At 42.2% G+C, this 17,747-nt stretch carries 18 protein-coding genes; 8 read left to right on the top strand and 10 right to left on the bottom strand.

What is annotated here, in order from left to right; all coding sequences use genetic code 11:
• Window positions 1–38: 38 nt before the first annotated feature.
• The 5 genes from BUQ89_RS10880 to BUQ89_RS10860 all read right to left on the bottom strand — a co-directional run bounded on the left by BUQ89_RS10880 (window position 39) and on the right by BUQ89_RS10860 (window position 5,238).
• A complete protein-coding gene (locus BUQ89_RS10880; RefSeq protein ID WP_028462413.1) occupies window positions 39–623 on the bottom strand; it encodes an HNH endonuclease family protein in 585 nt (194 codons plus the stop codon).
• Window positions 624–1,029: 406 nt separating this feature from the next.
• Window positions 1,030–2,448, bottom strand: coding sequence for a sigma-54-dependent transcriptional regulator (locus BUQ89_RS10875; protein WP_028462412.1), 1,419 nt, complete (start codon window positions 2,446–2,448; stop codon window positions 1,030–1,032).
• Window positions 2,441–4,084, bottom strand: a complete 1,644-nt coding sequence (locus BUQ89_RS10870) for a two-component system sensor histidine kinase NtrB (protein ID WP_028462411.1) — start codon at window positions 4,082–4,084, stop codon at window positions 2,441–2,443. Before BUQ89_RS10870 ends, BUQ89_RS10875 begins: the two co-directional genes overlap by 8 nt.
• Before the next feature lie 9 nt (window positions 4,085–4,093).
• Entirely contained in the window at window positions 4,094–4,315 is a 222-nt protein-coding gene (locus tag BUQ89_RS10865; protein ID WP_028462410.1) for a PP0621 family protein, read from the bottom strand.
• Window positions 4,316–4,800: 485 nt separating this feature from the next.
• Window positions 4,801–5,238: a PGPGW domain-containing protein gene (locus BUQ89_RS10860; RefSeq protein ID WP_028462409.1), complete on the bottom strand. Its 438-nt coding sequence runs from the start codon at window positions 5,236–5,238 to the stop codon at window positions 4,801–4,803.
• A gap of 1,433 nt (window positions 5,239–6,671) precedes the next feature.
• Between BUQ89_RS10860 and BUQ89_RS10855 the strand changes: the two genes are divergently transcribed.
• Window positions 6,672–7,271, top strand: coding sequence for a cytochrome P460 family protein (locus tag BUQ89_RS10855; RefSeq protein ID WP_028462408.1), 600 nt, complete (start codon window positions 6,672–6,674; stop codon window positions 7,269–7,271).
• A 191-nt stretch (window positions 7,272–7,462) separates the two neighbouring features.
• Here BUQ89_RS10855 and hslO read toward each other — a convergent pair whose 3' ends face one another.
• Window positions 7,463–8,317 carry an Hsp33 family molecular chaperone HslO gene (gene hslO, locus BUQ89_RS10850; RefSeq protein WP_028462407.1) on the bottom strand — a complete coding sequence of 285 codons (855 nt, stop codon included), beginning with the start codon at window positions 8,315–8,317 and terminating at the stop codon, window positions 7,463–7,465.
• 483 nt (window positions 8,318–8,800) lie between these two features.
• Here hslO and BUQ89_RS10845 point away from each other — a divergent pair, with 483 nt between their 5' ends.
• Window positions 8,801–9,004 (top strand): DUF2905 domain-containing protein, encoded by a 204-nt coding sequence (locus BUQ89_RS10845; RefSeq protein WP_028462406.1) that lies wholly within the window; start codon window positions 8,801–8,803, stop codon window positions 9,002–9,004.
• A gap of 141 nt (window positions 9,005–9,145) precedes the next feature.
• Here BUQ89_RS10845 and BUQ89_RS10840 read toward each other — a convergent pair whose 3' ends face one another.
• A complete protein-coding gene (locus BUQ89_RS10840) occupies window positions 9,146–9,814 on the bottom strand; it encodes a DUF1614 domain-containing protein (RefSeq protein WP_028462405.1) in 669 nt (222 codons plus the stop codon).
• Between the two features lie 139 nt (window positions 9,815–9,953).
• Here BUQ89_RS10840 and BUQ89_RS10835 point away from each other — a divergent pair, with 139 nt between their 5' ends.
• From BUQ89_RS10835 to msrB, 5 genes are all read left to right on the top strand, one after another.
• A complete protein-coding gene (locus tag BUQ89_RS10835) occupies window positions 9,954–10,625 on the top strand; it encodes a DUF3047 domain-containing protein (protein WP_245813004.1) in 672 nt (223 codons plus the stop codon).
• 97 nt (window positions 10,626–10,722) lie between these two features.
• Window positions 10,723–11,004, top strand: coding sequence for an IS3 family transposase (locus tag BUQ89_RS10830; protein WP_074202475.1), 282 nt, complete (start codon window positions 10,723–10,725; stop codon window positions 11,002–11,004).
• A 20-nt stretch (window positions 11,005–11,024) separates the two neighbouring features.
• On the top strand, window positions 11,025–11,852 hold the full coding sequence (locus BUQ89_RS10825) for an IS3 family transposase (RefSeq protein ID WP_074202604.1): 828 nt from the start codon (window positions 11,025–11,027) through the stop codon (window positions 11,850–11,852).
• 191 nt (window positions 11,853–12,043) lie between these two features.
• Window positions 12,044–12,502 carry a hypothetical protein gene (locus BUQ89_RS10820; protein WP_143071299.1) on the top strand — a complete coding sequence of 153 codons (459 nt, stop codon included), beginning with the start codon at window positions 12,044–12,046 and terminating at the stop codon, window positions 12,500–12,502.
• A gap of 293 nt (window positions 12,503–12,795) precedes the next feature.
• Window positions 12,796–13,263 (top strand): peptide-methionine (R)-S-oxide reductase MsrB, encoded by a 468-nt coding sequence (gene msrB, locus BUQ89_RS10815; protein WP_028462496.1) that lies wholly within the window; start codon window positions 12,796–12,798, stop codon window positions 13,261–13,263.
• Between the two features lie 105 nt (window positions 13,264–13,368).
• Here the strand turns inward: msrB and motB are convergent, their stop codons facing one another.
• Both motB and motA read right to left on the bottom strand, forming a co-directional pair.
• On the bottom strand, window positions 13,369–14,301 hold the full coding sequence (gene motB, locus BUQ89_RS10810; RefSeq protein WP_028462495.1) for a flagellar motor protein MotB: 933 nt from the start codon (window positions 14,299–14,301) through the stop codon (window positions 13,369–13,371).
• A gap of 37 nt (window positions 14,302–14,338) precedes the next feature.
• Entirely contained in the window at window positions 14,339–15,199 is an 861-nt protein-coding gene (gene motA, locus BUQ89_RS10805; protein WP_028462494.1) for a flagellar motor stator protein MotA, read from the bottom strand.
• 584 nt (window positions 15,200–15,783) lie between these two features.
• On the opposite strand from motA, the gene nhaC reads away from it, so the two are divergent.
• Window positions 15,784–17,220: a Na+/H+ antiporter NhaC gene (nhaC, locus tag BUQ89_RS10800; RefSeq protein WP_036574133.1), complete on the top strand. Its 1,437-nt coding sequence runs from the start codon at window positions 15,784–15,786 to the stop codon at window positions 17,218–17,220.
• A 106-nt stretch (window positions 17,221–17,326) separates the two neighbouring features.
• On the opposite strand, the gene tnpA is transcribed toward nhaC, so the two are convergent.
• The gene (gene tnpA / locus BUQ89_RS10795) at window positions 17,327–17,743 is read right to left on the bottom strand and encodes an IS200/IS605 family transposase (RefSeq protein WP_074202668.1); all 417 of its coding nucleotides are present in this window, start codon (window positions 17,741–17,743) and stop codon (window positions 17,327–17,329) included.
• Window positions 17,744–17,747: the final 4 nt, after the last annotated feature.

Raw genomic sequence — 17,747 nt, 5'->3', positions numbered from 1 at the left:
GCTAATATACGCACAAGGTTATCTAGGTTATCTATGTTCTAAAGTAGGGTTAGGATATGGGCAAAAGTTTCACAGGTTGTAGTTAACACAGTCAAGGCCACCTGCTCCTGGATACCATAACGTAACTCGTATTTGGTTTTGATGTGTTTCCACCGGTTCCCATATTCGCACCAGTAAGATTTCTGAGGTGGCATCCACTGATGGGGTGCTTTATCTGATTTGGCTTGATTCGTTGAATCATCGACTACGAGTAAATTTTCGAAATCATTGGCAAATGCGCTACGTTGGGCTTTTGTCCAATTGCTCGCGCCATGGCGGTGTGCATGGGCTAATGGCACGACATGATCAATATCCACGTCACTTGCTCTGGTAAACACCTTCCCAGTATAAACATCATACCATTGGCCATGTGTGACGGTGCAGCGCCGAGCATTCTTAAATCGAACAGGGGCCTTGCTGGTAGCGATCAGTATCTCTTGACGCGTGTTCTGACAATCACGATCTGAGTCGATCCAGTGTGGCCAGTCTTTGCGGCTATAGCGCTCCTCCTGTTTGTCTAATGCACAACCATGGAGCACGATTAGAATAGTGATCAGAAGGAATGATGAAAAAGTAGTTTTCATAATACGATTTAATTCGCTTTAGAAAATAAGTTGAGTGATCAATCGTCCCGTACCCGGCCCATTTTTTCAGAATGGATATAATGTGAGGACGCCGATCTGTGGATCGCTTTAAATCTGTTTTTATTTCAGCTCATTTTGTAGTCAGTAGATGATTGATCAGTGCATGGCATTAGTAGAAAATAAACAAAAAGGGATGGTATGTGTGGTATGGATAAAATAATGTAGATAAAAGCAGCTAATAAAGGCTATGCGTTCAATATCGTGATTTGTTCGTTAAGGCTGAATATGCTTTATACTGTAACTAAATGATTCTGGAGCAGGACTTGTAATGACCCGAAGCACTAAAAATCATCGGAAAAGTGTGCATTGCACGAAAACTAAAATAATTTTAATGTTGCCAGGGATTCTATTTTTCTTGATTGATGCCCAATCTTTCCATCCGATAGCGCATCGATCTGACCGTAATCCCCAGTAATTTAGCGGCAGCGGTGCGATTATACCTGCTTTTCTCCAGCGCTGTCATAATGGATTCTTTTTCTAATCTATCCAGATAATCTTGAAGTGGCAATCTGTGATCGGCAGGTACCGTCTGTGATGAAGCAGTCGTATTCTGAAAAGCCTCCATAGGTGTTAGCTGTAATTCATTTCGGTCAATTTTATCATCCGGACACAATGCTAGCGTGCGTTCCAGAATATTCTCAAGTTCACGTACATTACCCGGAAAATCATAACTGACTAATGCGGTGAGGGCCTCTTTGCTCAGACTACAAGGTGTTCTTCCATTTATCCAGCATAATTTCTTGAGAATAGCATTGGTAATGAGGGGAATATCCTCGCGCATTTCACGTAATGGAGGCATTCGTAATTCAATGACATTCAAGCGATAATAAAGATCCTGGCGAAATTTCCCGTTTTCCACACATTCATTTAATTTCTGGTGTGTAGCGCTGATAATGCGTACATCTATATTTCTTTCCTGTGTGTCTCCAATTTTTCTCACGCGTTTTTCCTGAATGACTCTTAATAGCTTGACTTGCATAGCCAGAGGTAAGTCGGCCACTTCATCAAGAAACAATGTACCGCCATGGGCCGCCTGAAAGAAACCATCGTGCTCTGTATTCGCACCGGTAAAAGAGCCTTTCTTGTAACCAAAGAATTCACTTTCCATTAAACTATCAGGAATTGCGCCACAATTTACCGGAATAAATGCTTGCCCGTGGCGGGCACTTCTTTCATGGATTAATTTTGAGGCTAATTCCTTGCCGCTGCCTGATTCACCGCTGATGTAAACAGATGCCTGGCTGCGTGATAGCTTTTCAATCGTTGTACGTAATTGCTGCATTGGGAGTGATTCGCCCAACAGGGTGCTTTGGCTGGATTGTGTATCAGAGGCGGTCGTTGCCGATTGCATGGGGGGCAGGCTTAATGCGGATTTAATCAGGCAACGCAATTGCTTGAGCGATACGGGTTTCGCCAGATAATCAAATGCACCGGCCTTGAGTGCAGCAACCGCATTCTCGGTGGTGCCATAAGCTGTGATTACGGCTACGGGTAAATCAGCATGTTGGTTGACGATATATCGTACCAGATCTAGTCCATTACCATCTGGCAGGCGCATGTCAGTGAGACATAATTGAAATGGGCGTGAGCGTAGCTGTATCTTGGCATCATCGATATTCATGGCGCTGGCTACTTCCATGCCCATGCGTATCAGTGTCAATTCGAGCAGTTCGACAATATCAGGTTCGTCATCGACAATCAGTACACTAGAGAGGGCAGCGGCATGATCACCGCGTGAAAGAGATGACTCTTTTGTGTCAGGCATGATCCGAATCGCTTTTGCAAATAATTTTGAAATGCCCACCAGTCGAGTTGTCCATATAGTCAAGTGAGGCATGATTAGCTTCACACAATTCTCGTGCAATATAGAGGCCCAATCCGGTACCGCTTGCCGCTGTAGTGAAGAAAGGTTCAAATAATTGCCTAAGTAATATTGGCGAAATACCTGGACCATCATCAATGATATCCAGATTGATATTGCTTTCGGCAGCATTCCTGGACAACTTGAGCTGGATACTGCCTTTTTTCTTAAGACAGTGGCGCCAGGCATTGCGGCATAGATTCCATAAAATCTGGTTTAAATGGCCGCTATCAAAACTGATCATCGTTTGTTCGTCTGCACTCAATATGAAAGTATCAATATCAATTCTTTCAGTCAGACAAAAATCGGCCATAAATGTATGTATAAAATACTTTGCATCAAGAATCTCTGATTGGGCGATATTCCGTCGATTCAGTTGTAAGACATCCTGTACGATTTTATTGAGACGTTGTGTATTATCGCGAATAATGCCCAATAAGCGCGGTTGAACGGGTGTTGGAGCCTGTTCTTCTTCTAATAGCTCTGCTGCGTGGCCGATTGCGGAAAGAGGATTACGGATTTCATGTGCAATATTTGCGGTTAATCTACCTAAAGCCGCGAGTTTTAATTGTTGTACCTGTGCCTGAATGTGACTCATGTCTTCCAGAAAAATAACGACACCTGTGCGACTGTTCTTTTTCACGGGTACAAATCGTGTTCGTACCAGTATATTACTGCCTGCTAATCGCAGAAGATCAAAATTAATATTGCCACCCCCACGCCAGGTTGCCAATCTGGTTGCCAGTATCGGGGCATAGTCAGCCAGCCTGGGTGGCTCGAGAATATCTGATGGATCTAGGCTGATTAGTTTTTCGGCATAAGAATTGTGCTGCCGAATATGTCCATTTTCATCAACCACTAATATGCCTTCTTGCAACTCTTGTATCACCAGCTGATTGATCTTGGACATGTTTTCCAGGTCATCCCCCCGTCGACGTGCCAGTTGTTCACTGGCCGTAACATGAATAGCCAGTCGATGAGCCAGCCATGCAACAGCAAAATAACCCATGCTGAGCAACCCCGCTTGCGTGTACTGAGCATGATAATTTTCGATATAGAGGAGGGAGTAAGTCTCTTGAGAAAGCACGCCAAGTGAAGCAATGGAAGCAAAAAAAAGCGCTAATTTACCCCGGCTAATCAGGCCAGCCCCAGCCAGAGAAACCAGTAATAGTACACCTAATCCGCTTTGTATTCCGCCACTTGCATACATCATAACGCAAATGAAAGCGATGCTGCTGCTAACCTGAAGCGAAAGTTGCCAATCAAAACCCGGGCGGCGAAGTTTGAGCAGGATGATGGATAAACTGCTGAAGAGGACGTGACCTAATGCCGCGTAAAGAAATAAATGGTAATGATATGAACCAAAACTGGTTAAATGAAATATCCAGGTAACAGTCGCTATTCCGCTTGCTATAACCAGTTGATAGATATTGAAATAGAATAGTGATCGCCAGAATTGCTCTGGATAGGTGGTTGTTGATGCACCAGAAAATGGTCGCCATAAGTTTAATTGCTTCGGCTGCGATGGCGAGATAGTCACGAATTCAAATTATGATTGTGAATGCTGATGATAGTGATCATCGCTGCAGAAGAATTTGTCCTGACGGGTAATACTTTCACTTTTGGGTAGATGCACGCCGCAATGAGTACAGCGCACCATATCCTCGATTGTATCGGGTAGTGGCTCGGTTTGTTTTTTTGCTCGTCGGCGGCCCTTGATCATCCAGTAAATGAATAATGCGACAACAATAATAAATAATAATTTTCCCAAATCGCCCCCTGTATTTATTAAGCTCGAATAACTTAGAAAATATGCCCATGTTTATGGGATTGTCTCGTAATATACGATTTATCCGTTTTTTTCTATACAGTTTATTAACAAATAGATGCAATAGGCATTCCAATTTTGGGCTATTTCGAGACAGGCCCTTTATTTATATAGCACGGATTATCATGAGACGAAACTGATTGTATAAATTTGGTTTGGTTGCCTGCACGACAAAAGAGAAATAATGAAATTTACAACATTAATTTTACTCATGCAATTCAGATAAGAAAGAAACCTACTGCAATGAGAGTAAGCGCTTCGTTTTAGCTCGTAGATATTGAAAAGGGAGACTAAGCAACGTGTCAGGTTATTTCTTGAGACTTTTGCAAAAGCCCTCGCCAGAAATTTTTGACTATTGATTATAAAGAGTTAATTTTTAAACTATTGGAGTTTTGCAAAGGCCTCAGTCGGTCTGTCGTTTATGGAAATTATGGGTATGGAGGCAGGATCAGAGGAGGCTTGGCAAATTTGTAACGGATGGCATTGATGGTTCTGAGTATGCGGGGTTCTCTGATTATTCTGGCTTCTATCACGCGTTTTCCGGGGAAATTCAGGAGTGAGATGCCAATCAATATAGTCAATAAGCCTTGTCCTGGTAGAAAAATCATGATGAAACCGGTTACTATAAAGAGAATGCCCATGATATTTTTAATCATTAATCCGATGATACGTAATACCAGATGATGGTTTTTCATCCAGTGGCGAGGCACGCGCGTATCAAAATAATCAGTTGATATATAAATGAGAATAAGTGGAATGACGATCAGAGAACCGATAAAGCTAATAATGGATATGAGGGTCAAGCCTATGAGTGTATTATTATCAATGGGAACCCATTGCTGGATTATTGCAAGTAAATCACCCATGGCGTATGCATTCTGATTAATTGAAATGGGAACATACAAACGTATTGCACCCTATTATTTGTTGGCAAATCAGAGAAGAGCAGATTGATCGCAGCATTTATCTTTATTTTTTTCACGAAAAAATATCAATAAGATTATCAGAGTATGGTAATAAAGTAATGGTCGGACGATAGCTATGAGTAACCTACATGATGCTGAGGAATGGTAGTTATTCCGGTTCATTCCCGAAGATTCCGGTTTGAGTCGTGCCAGGATTTTCGGGTGAGCAGTGGATAGCATCCTGAGCCGTTCAAGTGTGTTTTGATTGAGACGTCCTGCTGGCGGATACAGGCTACTGTAGTTGGCTGGTTACTCAGGATGGGATGAAGATTCATACTCGATAATCTGAGATGCATCCAGATGGGTAAACTGAGATCTTCTGAAGAATAGCCAATTTGCTCGCTTCCTGCTGATGAATAACAAACTGCCGAGGACCTTTGCAAAACCCCAATGATTAAAAAATTAATCTTTTATAATCAATGGCAGAAAACTTCTGGCGAGGGCTTTTGTAAAAGTCTCTGCCGATTAATCACTTTAAACACAGCGGGAAGCTGTTAATGTGGCCTCCTGCATATATTATAGTGTTATAAAGAAGACCGCTGCATAACTGGTTATCTCGGGCTGGATAAGATTTTTAAGTGTTTGATTTATCAATGCTGCAAGTAATCAAAAAAGCTCAAAAACACAGTTATGCAGCGGTCTTTAAAGTGATTTTAACAATTGTTCTTCTGAAAGTTTGAAGTCATGTAACATAGTATACTGTATCCCCTTGCACATTATATGATGCGGACCAGCGGTCAATAGCGTTTGATTCGCCTGTTTTTGCTAATTAAGCAATAATTGTGCATAGATTTTATGTGTGTGAGTTGAATCGAAATCGTGTCTGTGTCGGGACTCAATTCAGATGCTCGCTCAAAGTTACACACTGGATAAAATGAGAGGATAGATTTTCCGTATATTTTCCTAGCGCATAAATGTTATCCAGGCTACATTACAAGACTCGACAGGTGAGAATAATATTTTTGTCATCCAGAATTCTTTTCTTGTAATATAGGCCACATCTGACCTGATTTGATTCCATCTGACATTGGCAATACGAGTGCTCATTTAAGAAAAATATTTTATGGGTTGTCTGATAACGAGTGAAATATTTTTGTCTCTTGAGAATGGTGCACTTGCTTGTTGAATTCAGGTTATTAAATGAATGTGAATGGATGATTGAAAACGGGTAGTGGTGAGTTCTGCGGTCATTAATTTGTATATGAAGCCGTAGATATACTGCTTTTGCGGATTGTAGATGTGCTGGATAAGCAGGTTGGCTCATGTAAATACCTTGTAGCCGGTATATCAGTAATATCAAGCAATTTTAATAAGTTAATAAAGAGGATTTAGAAATGAGATTTACGAGGATTCTTAGGAGTAGCGCCGCGATCGCAATGCTGGCATTGGGAATAGGCTTCAGCTCCGCAATGGCGGCCGGGCCGGCACAGTTCAACGACAAGGGTGAACTGTTATTACCACAGAATTATCGTGAGTGGGTGATGGTGGGTACTCAGGTAACGCCAGATGAACTCAATGATGGTAAGGCGCCTTTTACTGAGATTCGAACAGTTTATATCGATCCCGAGAGCTACGCGCATTATAAAAAAACGGGTGAGTTTCGCGATGGAACAATGACAGTAAAAGAGCTGGTCAGTGTAGGCGATCGTAAAGGCCCAGGCAGCGGTAATGGCTACTTTATGGGTGATTATATCGGCTTGGAAGCTTCCGTTAAAGATGCCAAGCGCTTCGCAAAGGAACCCGGTTACTGGGGATATTACATCTTCTATGTACCGGATATGCCACTTGTAGCGGCTGCAAAACATCTGCCAACAGCGGAATGTGCGGCCTGTCATGAAAAACACGCAAGCCAGGATCTTGTCTTTACCCAGTTTTATCCAGTACTACGTGCAGCCAAGGCAACGGGTCTGTCCGGCGTTAAAGCACCGCATTAAGTATCATGGAAAACAATAGGCAGGACAACTGTTGATATCAGTCTTGCTGAGGATCGGGTTATCTATGACGTTGTGTCAACGTGTGTTGTTCGCACTGTCATATAATAGAAAAATCCACTGATACTTTGTATGAAAGATATCTAAGAGTATCAGTGGAAATGAATGCACCGGCAGATATTATGGGTGATTTGTTAATGGACCGTTGGACTCATTTCACGAAAAATTGTGTCGATTGCCAGCGCATCGAAACGATATTCACGGTTACAAATATCATCATTAATAACGACTTCGCCAAACTCCTGTAATATAGAATTTACCTCTTCTCGACCAAGTGAACGAAGCATTGAATGGATTTTTTCCCAATCTTCCCGACAGCCATAATTCACTATTTGCGGGTCAAAGACGCGTATCGTTTCTTCACTGAAGAGACGTGTCAGTAGTTCTTCCGCAGGCAGATTAACAGTCGTCTGGTGAGCGATTGTTGAGGCTAGCGCTTCGATACGCGCCCAGCCATCCAGATCTCGTTGGTCGGCTGTGGGTAGTTTTTGTAATAATATGCCGACGACAGCCTCCGCTGAAGCCGTAAGAAAAAGTCGCGTATGCAGTTGCTCTGACTGTTTGAAATAGCCCTCAAAAACTTCTGCGATATTACTGCCATCGAGGGGCACAATACTTTGATAAGATTCTCGCATGGAGGGCATATCCAGTGACATGACGAGTCGACCATGGCCAAGCAGATCTGGTATAGGTTTAGGTTCAACGAGATCACTGCATTTAGCCATGCCACGGATATGCAAATGCTCAGTACAATCGATAACTAGCATTGAGACAGGACCATTACCGTTGAGTTGAATGGTTAAGCGTCCGGATTGCTTGAGATTACTACCGAGCAGTAGGGTTGTGGCGCTCATTTCTCCCAAAATCTGTATGACCGGTGCCGGGTAGTTGCGATCTGCCAGCATTTGTTGCCAGACTGAATCAATACAGACAATCGCGCCACGGATATCCAGATCATCAAAAAGAAAACGTTGTAATAAGTTATTCATTGGTCAGTCTCTCAAGGTAGCTGGTGGGAAAGCTACGTGATATTCAGGTTCATTTATTTTATGGCTGCTAGAGTCATTATTTTCTCGACGCTAGCCAGTTATTGTAATTTGCATTACATTCTGCGTCTTCTGCAATTGTATCGCATTCATGCCGAACAGTTCTGATACCGCGCCGAATAACCTCCCATGCTCAATGTGTCTGCATAGTTCAAATTCTGCTGTAACATGGTGACGATTGTTATTGCTTTAGGTGTGTGTATTATCAAGATTGCGGATATGTAAGGAATAAATGCTTGATCTCTGAGAGTAATATAGATTATATTTTTCAATAGGGTGCGATAAATTACATAGATAGTTCAACCGATGGTCAGGCGATAGATATGATTTTAAGTGCTATCTTATTCGGAATGAGTTTATTTGGATAATGATAATTTCGACCATTGGGATTTGAAACTTTCTGAAATGGTGACGAGGTAAAATCTAATGCAACGTCTGCTTATTATACTGGGTTTGTTACTGTTACTGACGGGGCTGGTATGGCCGTGGTTATCTAAGTTGCCTTTTGGTCGTTTACCGGGTGATATCGTGATTGAGCGGGAAAACTTTACTGTTTATTTTCCACTGATGACGGGCTTAGTAGCGTCAGTGATATTGTCACTATTGTTATGGTGGTGGACTCGTAAATGAACACTCTGAATAGGATGAACACCTTTCATCAGGAATGAAGCGATTCAAATCAGAATGGTTTTTTCACCAGCGAGGTATTTTCTTCGTTTAGGGCGTGATGGAGATATTGATTTTCGAATGAAGGCCATTTTGGATGCTTCATTAGGCCAAAATCGCTGCGACAATTCCTGTAATGAAAATACCATCAAAAGTGCCCGCGCCACCAATGGATGCTTTTGGTGCACCCAGTTTTGGAATTTCTTTCAAGTGCAGTAGATCTGCACCAATTAGTACACCCAGGGTGCCGCTGATATAAGCTAATGATGCACTTTGTTCTGGGCCGAATACGAGTCCGACCAGGGCAGCACTGAATGGTGCAATAAAGATAGGCATACCGATACCCAGTCCGGGAATGGGACGACTAAAATAATAGCTGAGAATTGTGAGAGTAGTGATGCCGAGTAAGGTAGGTGGTAGTGTCAGGCTACTCTTTAGAAATAGATAAATGGAGAGCACAACGGGTATCAGGCAACCGCCAAGATTGACCGATATCTGAGTTTCGTTGTGGAATTTCTGTACCGGAATTCTAAGCACCCCCCAAAAGGTGGGCAATATAATTTGATTGGGAGGTGCATTACTTCTTATTCGCGCAATGGGTAAATTGATGGTGCTGCCAAATAATGAGAACAGCAGTACCATAAATCCGAGAGCAGGCGGCAACCCTAATTTTTCGAAGGCAAATGACAATATCCCGATTTGGATGAGTGCTAGCAGAAAAGCAAGCAGGAAAATGAAAAATAATAAATGGGTGGGTGAAAAATGATTTCTCATCCTTTTATCAGAGTCTCCGAGAAAGCTCGGCTTTCAGGCCGGGGAAGAGATGAGACGGTTTTGGTTTGTCGTCTCGGACAGTTTTATATCATACATTCAACGTTGCATTGTTGCATTATATGAGGCATGGACGTCAAATATGTTTACAAGTTTTGATTTTACGATAACTATGAAAAAAGCAGTATGCGGAATTATTGTTGCCCTGCCGATATTGTCATGGGCAGGAGCTGATTACGTTTATGTCGTTCGTTTTTCTCAAGGTGATATGAGTGGCTGGCAGGAAAAAGTTTTTATCGGTGAAACACGTTATGTGTTACAAAATGCTGGGGAACAACTTGCCCTGCGTGCTGACAGTCACGCCTCCGCATCGGGGCGCTATCGTAAAATAAATATTGATCTTGATAGCACGTCTATCCTGAATTGGATGTGGCGGGTTGACAACACATTGGGCGATATTGATGAGCGCACTCGTATGGGTGATGATTATGCCGCTCGCGTTTATGTTGTCTTCTCTAACGGATGGGCTTTCTGGCATACTCGTAGTATTAACTATGTGTGGTCAAGTAATCAGCCTGTGGGTGCTCATTGGCCGAATGCGCTTACCCCTAATGTACGCATGATTGCCATAGAGTCTGGAAACAATAAGCTTGGGCAATGGATTAAAGAAAAACGAGATGTACACGCGGATTTTCAGCACTTATTTGGCGAAGTATCCAAACAGGTTGATGCCGTTGCTATCATGACTGATACGGATAATACGGGTGGAACGGCGACTGCCTGGTATGGTGATATCTGGTTTTCTTCAAGATAGTACTCTTCTTGATGTTTTCGATATGCCCTGTGAAGTGGTACCGCAAAACTGGACAAGTTGTTAAGCTCTGATATGAGATAAATAGAGAGACATAATCATGAGCAAGAAACGCATGCAATATTCAACAGAATTCAAAGCCAAAATAGCCTTGGCAGCAATACGTGGAGAAGAAACGGTACCACAACTAGCCGCTCGTTATCATATCCATCCCACGCAGATTAATAGCTGGAAACGTCATTTGATTGAAAAAGCCAGTGATTTGTTTGGTAAGAATGGTGACGCCAATAATAAGAGTGGTCATAGTGCCGACGATTTACATCGCGTGATTGGGCAATTGACGGTGGAACGCGATTTTTTAGCCAGAAAGCTCGATCATTAAGTGTTGCTGAGCGCAAAACAATGATCGAGCACCACGAGAAACTAAGTCAATCGCGTCAATGCCATTTACTGGGTGTTGCACGCTCGTCGTATTATTATCAGCCACAACCCACAGATGGGAGTGAGTTAATCTTGTTGCGTCAAATGGATGAGCAGTATTTGAAAACACCACAGTATGGTTCACGCAGTTATGCCACGTGGTTCAGGCGCCAGAGGAGGATGATAGGCCGCAAGAAAGCAACTTCAATGATGAAGATACTGGGCATTATTAGCACAGCACCAAAGCCCAAAACCAGTATTCCGGCCAAGCAGCACAAGAAGTATCCTTATCTGCTCAAAGGTAGGACCATTAGTCGTCCCAACCAAGTTTGGGCGACCGATATCACTTACGTGCCGATGGAAAAAGGTTTTGGCTATCTTGTTGCTATTATGGACTGGCATTCGCGTAAAGTATTGAGCTGGCGCATATCCAACACACTGGACGCTGATTTCTGTGCCCAGGCTTTGGAAGCAGCCATTCAGGATCATGGCTGTCCGAAAATCATGAATAGTGATCAGGGTGTGCAGTTTACCAGTGAGACATTTACATCAATACTAAAAATCAATGGCATACAGATCAGCATGGATGGCAAGGGTTGCTACTATGACAATATTTTTGTTGAACGACTATGGCGTACAGTCAAATACGAACATTTATATACCCGGGAATTCAACAATCTAAAGGAGGTAAGAAAAAGCTTAAATGTTTGGTTCAACTGGTACAATCAGGAACGTTTTCATCAAAGTCTTGATGATCTAACACCAGATGAAGTTTACTATCAGAAGTATGCAATTTCTCAAGCTGCCTGAGCTTGATTAACCAGCCATGTTAGAGCTTAATTTATCTTCAGGTTGTCTAGTTAATGGGGGCCACTTCACTGTATGGGGGGTGTAGAAAATGAATCGGGTGAACAGATTATTTGATAATGAGGGTGACCGCCTGATTATCTCGATGAGTCGGAAACGATTTCTGTTTTTATGGAATTAACGGTCGGGGAGCAATGATGCGTAAAGTGGACGAAGTAGAATTTATTTCGCAGCTAATTGACATGCATACGATTATTGTACTGCGTAATGAGCAAGGCGCCGCAGAGTTAAATGGTGACGATTTTTTTGTCAGTGTCAGCGATCAATGGTTAACCATTTATCATAAGAATATCGATAGAAAGGAGAGCCGTAGTCACATCCATTTACGTAGAGGTCAGTATATATATGCAGAAGTAACCGAAGATGCTGAGTACACGCCATTTATTGCTTTTTGGACAAAAAAGGATAAAAGTGATGCGGTGGGTGCTGATAAGCATTGTGGTTTTGCAATCTATTTTCCTCCTTTTTACAACTGGCATAAAAACAGGAAAACAGTGATTGCCCAGAATCAACAATTCTATCAGGCTTGGGTTACGCAGTATGGGCGTCAATTTGAGATTATTCGTGGGCCGCTTTTACCACGGACCAATTGAAATATAAAACGAGTATGTAGCATGATGAAAGGATTAATGGGATTACTAGAGAGACCTTTGCAAAAGCCCTCACCATAAGTTTTTGACTATTGATTATAAAGAATTAATTTTTCAACTGCAGGGGTTTTGCAAAGGCCTCTAGAAATAAATACCGGAAGATTGTTTTCCGAATAAATAACCCGGTTTTTCTCCATCGGTTCTGACCTGAAAACGATTGCGATAATCTCATATGTGAGGAGAAGGGTGTACGGGTGGAATAGTTAACTAATGATATTGAATAAGGGGAATCCGGCATGGACTATCTGTATAAGCGTTTTAAAAAAGATCCGGCATTGCTTAAAGATAAGCTGAGCACATTGCAGTATCAAGTAACTCAACATGAAGGTACAGAGCCTCCATTCCAGAATGAATACTGGGATAACCAATGTGCCGGAATTTATGTTGATATTGTTTCGGGAGAGCCGTTGTTTGCCTCTCTTCATAAATTTGATTCGGGAAGTGGCTGGCCAAGTTTTTATCAACCGATAAATGAAGCAGTTATTAACCTGAAGAAAGATTCTAAATTAGGCTATCTCAGAACAGAAGTTCGTAGTCGATATGGAGATAGCCATCTGGGACACGTATTCGAAGACGGGCCCGCGCCAACGGGGTTGCGTTACTGTATCAATTCCGCTGCTTTAAGATTTATTAAAAGAGCAGATCTGTGCAGCATGGGCTATGGAGACCTTGAAATCTTATTTGAAAATAGAACCGGAAAATAAAAGATCATAAGAGAATCAAAAAAAACGATAATTAAAATTCTGTCCAGAAACCGTGAATACCTAAAGGATTGCTGTTGGCTTGTGCTTTATTTTTATTCTGAATAATTAATTATTCATATCGATAATGGGTTCTTTGCTGAATTTTCTCGGATTGTCGACCACTATCTTTTGCTCCTCTTTAGTTATTTCCTTTTCCGTTTTTTCGTTCATAACAATAATACTAATACGACGATTGACCGGGTTAAACGGATCGTTTTTATCGAATAATACAGCAGAAGATAATCCAACTACCCGTAATACCTTGCTGGCATCCATGCCTCCAGCTATCAGTTCTCTGCGCGATGTATTTGCACGGTCTGCCGATAGCTCCCAGTTGCTATAACCGACATCACCGAAAGGAAAGAGAGCCGCATCGGTATGTCCCGATAGGCTGATTTTATTGGGAACGTCATTGAGTGCCTTGCCAATTTCATGGAGTATGATTTTAGTATAAGGTTGTAATTCTGCTTTACCATTAGCAAACATGGGTCGGTTTTGTTCATCTACAATCTGAATGCGTAAGCCATCCGTTGTGATATCGACCAACAACTGATTTTTGAATTTCTGTAAAACAGGATTAGCATCGATTGCCTTATCAATCTTAAGCTTTAACTTGTTAAACCGGAGCATCTCGATACGTTCTCGTTCGGCTTGGGCAGCTTCAAGATTGATCACTCTGTTTTTCTCTTCGACAGCACCTTTTTGCACTTGGCCCGTGCGACGCGTCAGATCAGCACCCCCACCCTTGATCACGCTTGAACTATCACCACTGCCTGAACCGCCTGACAAGGCTACTTTCAAAGGTGTTTTGAAATAGGCAGCAATTCCTTCCAGGTCGCCTTGGGCAGTGGATCCAACTAACCACATGAGCAAAAAGAAAGCCATCATCGCCGTCACAAAATCGGCGTAGGCAATCTTCCAGGCTCCGCCGTGATGTTGGCCTGTGCTCTTCTTGATGCGTTTAATTATGATGGGCCGTTGTGTTAGATCATCAACCATATATTACCTCGTGTCGCAGAACCTATCAGCAGTCGGATTATTTGGATTTGCTTTGTTTAACATGTGCTTCCAATTCCATAAACGATGGTCGTTCGGTAGTAAAGAGCACTTTCCTGCCAAATTCTATCGCCATAACAGGTGCATAGCCATTAAGATTAGCGAGGAGTGTAATTTTGATGCATTCAAGTAATTTGCTCGACTCATGTAATTGTTGTTCGAGTTTTCCAGCTAAAGGGCTGACAAAGCCATAAGCGAGCAGAATACCCAGGAAAGTGCCTACTAATGCAGCGGCAATCAATATGCCTAGCTGGGCAGGTGGAAGATGAACGGATTCCATAGTGTGAACAACGCCCATAACGGCTGCAACAATACCGAAAGCGGGTAATCCCTCCGCTATTTTTGCGATAGTATGGATGGGAATTTCTTCTTCCTGATGATGCGTTTCTAACTCGCTATCCATTAGATTCTCGATTTCAAGTGGGTTGAGATTACCGCCCGCCATGAGCCGCAAATAGTCAGTAATAAATTCAGTAACATGGTGATCGGAAAGAATTGCAGGATATTTGGCAAATAATGGGCTGTTAGTGGGGTCATCAATGTCGCTTTCAATTGACATCAACCCCTCTCTACGTATTCTTCCCAGAATCTCGTATAGCAGGGTCATTAGTTCCATGTATAGGGCTTTGGTGTATTTGGACCCTTTAAACACACGAGGCAATGCTTTTAATGTGGCTTTAATTGCCTTTCCTGAGTTGCCAACGATAAATGCGCCGATTGCAGCACCACCAATCATGAGTAATTCAACCGGTTGCCATAACGAAGCTAGATGCCCCCCGGCAAGTGCAAAACCACCAAATACAGAAATAATTATGACTATATATCCGATAGAAACCAGCATCGCAAACAACTCCCAGAGATTAAAAATGTGAACACTGCTAGTCAGGCAGGATGCGTTAAAAAATAACACACGAAAACAATGTTGAAGCTGAGAGAAAAGGAGAATTTAACCCATATTTCCCGCCTGTACATGCATGGAGCGATATTATCTGGATGATTTGTTTAGAATTAGGTGAATAGAGGTAATATGTTGATGATTAAAAATTTTATTTGTCTGGGCTGTATAATGGCGCAGGAATATAAGCAAGAAATGAACGCTACTCGGGTCTATATATTATAGAAATTGGGGATGACTCATTCAGACGCCTTTACCTATGCTTTAAAAGGAGGTTGCCGGGATGGGGTGTCGCATTGCTTATCCTCGCTGCACTTGCTACGCAGGCTAGGCGAGACCCCTTGCAAAACCCCAATAGTTTAAAAATTAACCCTTTATAATCAATAGTAGAAAACTTCTGGCGAGGGCTTTTGAAAAAGTCTCTAGGTCTGTCTGCGTGTGTTATAGACTGATATTATCCAGCCTCACGAACAGAAGAGAAATTGAATGAAGCGGTGACCTGTAAACCATGAGAATAGATCCATCTGACAATGATAAGAAATAAATTACAGCCAAATAATGCGAATACTACCGGGCAGGTTCCTTCCTTGTTACAGGCAGGGGGATGTTTTCTGATCGTACTCATCATGATTTCCCTGGGTTTATTTGTTTTTGAAGTCAGCGTGCATGCAGTTATCTTTCTGGCTTTGTTGTGGGTCGGCACACAGGCCGCGCTGCTCGGTTATGCCTTTTCGGATATCCGGGGCATGATGAATAATGGTATCAGCAAAGCATTACCAGCGATTTACATATTCATGTTGATAGGGATGGTAATTGCGAGCTTTATGCAGAGTGGCACTATTGCAAGCCTTATTTATTACGGAATGGGTTTGCTTCAGCCAACAGTATTCCTGGCTGCTGGATTAATTCTGTGTGCTTTTATGTCTATTGCGACAGGGAGCTCCTGGGGGACTGCTGGTACGGCAGGGGTCGTATTAATGGGTATTGGTGAGACGATTGGTATCCCACTAGCGCTGGTTGCCGGCATGGTTATTTCAGGCGCGACTTTTGGTGATAAGCTTTCGCCGATATCGGATACGACCAATCTTGCCGCCATGAGTGCGGGAACGGACCTCTATCGTCATATTCACGCCATGTTATATACCACGGTACCTGCGTTTGTTATTGTTCTGATAATTTTTATATTATTGGGTCTGGAATATTCAGACAATTTACTACCTAAAGATAATATTGATGCCATTAAAATTGCATTGGCCGGTGCCTATGAGTTAAATCTGTTCATTACATTACTCCCACTATTGTTGATGTTCGGGTTAAGTATCAAAAGAGTTTCTCCTGAGGTAAGTATGTCTTCCAGTATTGTACTTGCGATGATTATTGCTATTTTTTATCAGGAAAAAGACAGCGTTAGTGTCGTTAATGCGTTATGGCTGAATACTGCAGGCACGACCGGGATAGAAAATATCGATATTTTATTGGGGCGTGGTGGTATTTATAGTATGGCGTGGACACTGCTGTTATCAATAATGGCATTGGCGCTGGGTGGTATTTTACATCATGCAGGGTTCTTAAGCGTATTGTTGGAACATATTATTAGTCGTATCAAACGTATCAGTACATTGATTGCGACGACAATCATTTCGGGGTTTGTGGGTAATCTGGCCATGGGCGAGGCCTATATATCAATTATTCTCAGCTGCCAATTATTCAAAGATTCGTATCAGAAACGGAAATTGGATAACGCGGTGTTATCCCGTTCGGTGGAAGAGGGGGCTACCTTAACCGCCGGGCTGATTCCCTGGACGACAACCGGTGCATTCTATACAGCGACACTGGGAATTTCCACCCTGGAGTATGCGCCGTATGCATTTCTGAATCTTCTTAATCCTGTCCTTTCAATTATAATGGCTGTTTTTGGTATAGGGTTGCTGCAGCATAAAATCGTTTGCTCTGCCTCAGCTAAGTAAAATTAGCCAGAAGTAATTAGATTGGCAGGTAGTTTATTGATTTATCAAATAGCGCGTAAAACTTCGTCCTTCAGGGCGGAGATATAAGCGCACAGGCGAAGCCTGTTTAATGCGGTCTTTGCTGTTGTTCAATATATTGCTTAATAATCGAGAGTGGTGCTCCACCACAACTACCCGCAAAATAGCTTGGACTCCAAAGCATATTACCCCAAAGCTTATTTTTAATTTCGGGATAATTCTTTTTGCGAATAAGTCGGCTTGAAACGCCTTTCAAACTATTTACCAAGTTAGAAATAGCAATTTTTGGTGGATAGTTAACTAAAAGGTGAATATGATCATGCTCACCGTTAAATTCCACCAATTCTGCTTCAAAATCCAAACACACGTTTTTAAATATTTCTTCCAAATCAATTAATACCCTTCCGGAGAAAACATCTCTACGGTGTTTTGTTACAAAGACCAAATGAACATGAAGATTAAAAACGCAATGTCTTCCTGTTATTACATCGTTATTAACTTGTATAGAC

The organism is Nitrosomonas cryotolerans ATCC 49181 (genome assembly GCF_900143275.1).
Taxonomy (GTDB): Bacteria; Pseudomonadota; Gammaproteobacteria; order Burkholderiales; family Nitrosomonadaceae; genus Nitrosomonas; species Nitrosomonas cryotolerans.
The sequence above is the reverse complement of the archived record's forward strand: the minus strand, read 5'-3'. Positions and strand labels throughout refer to the sequence as shown.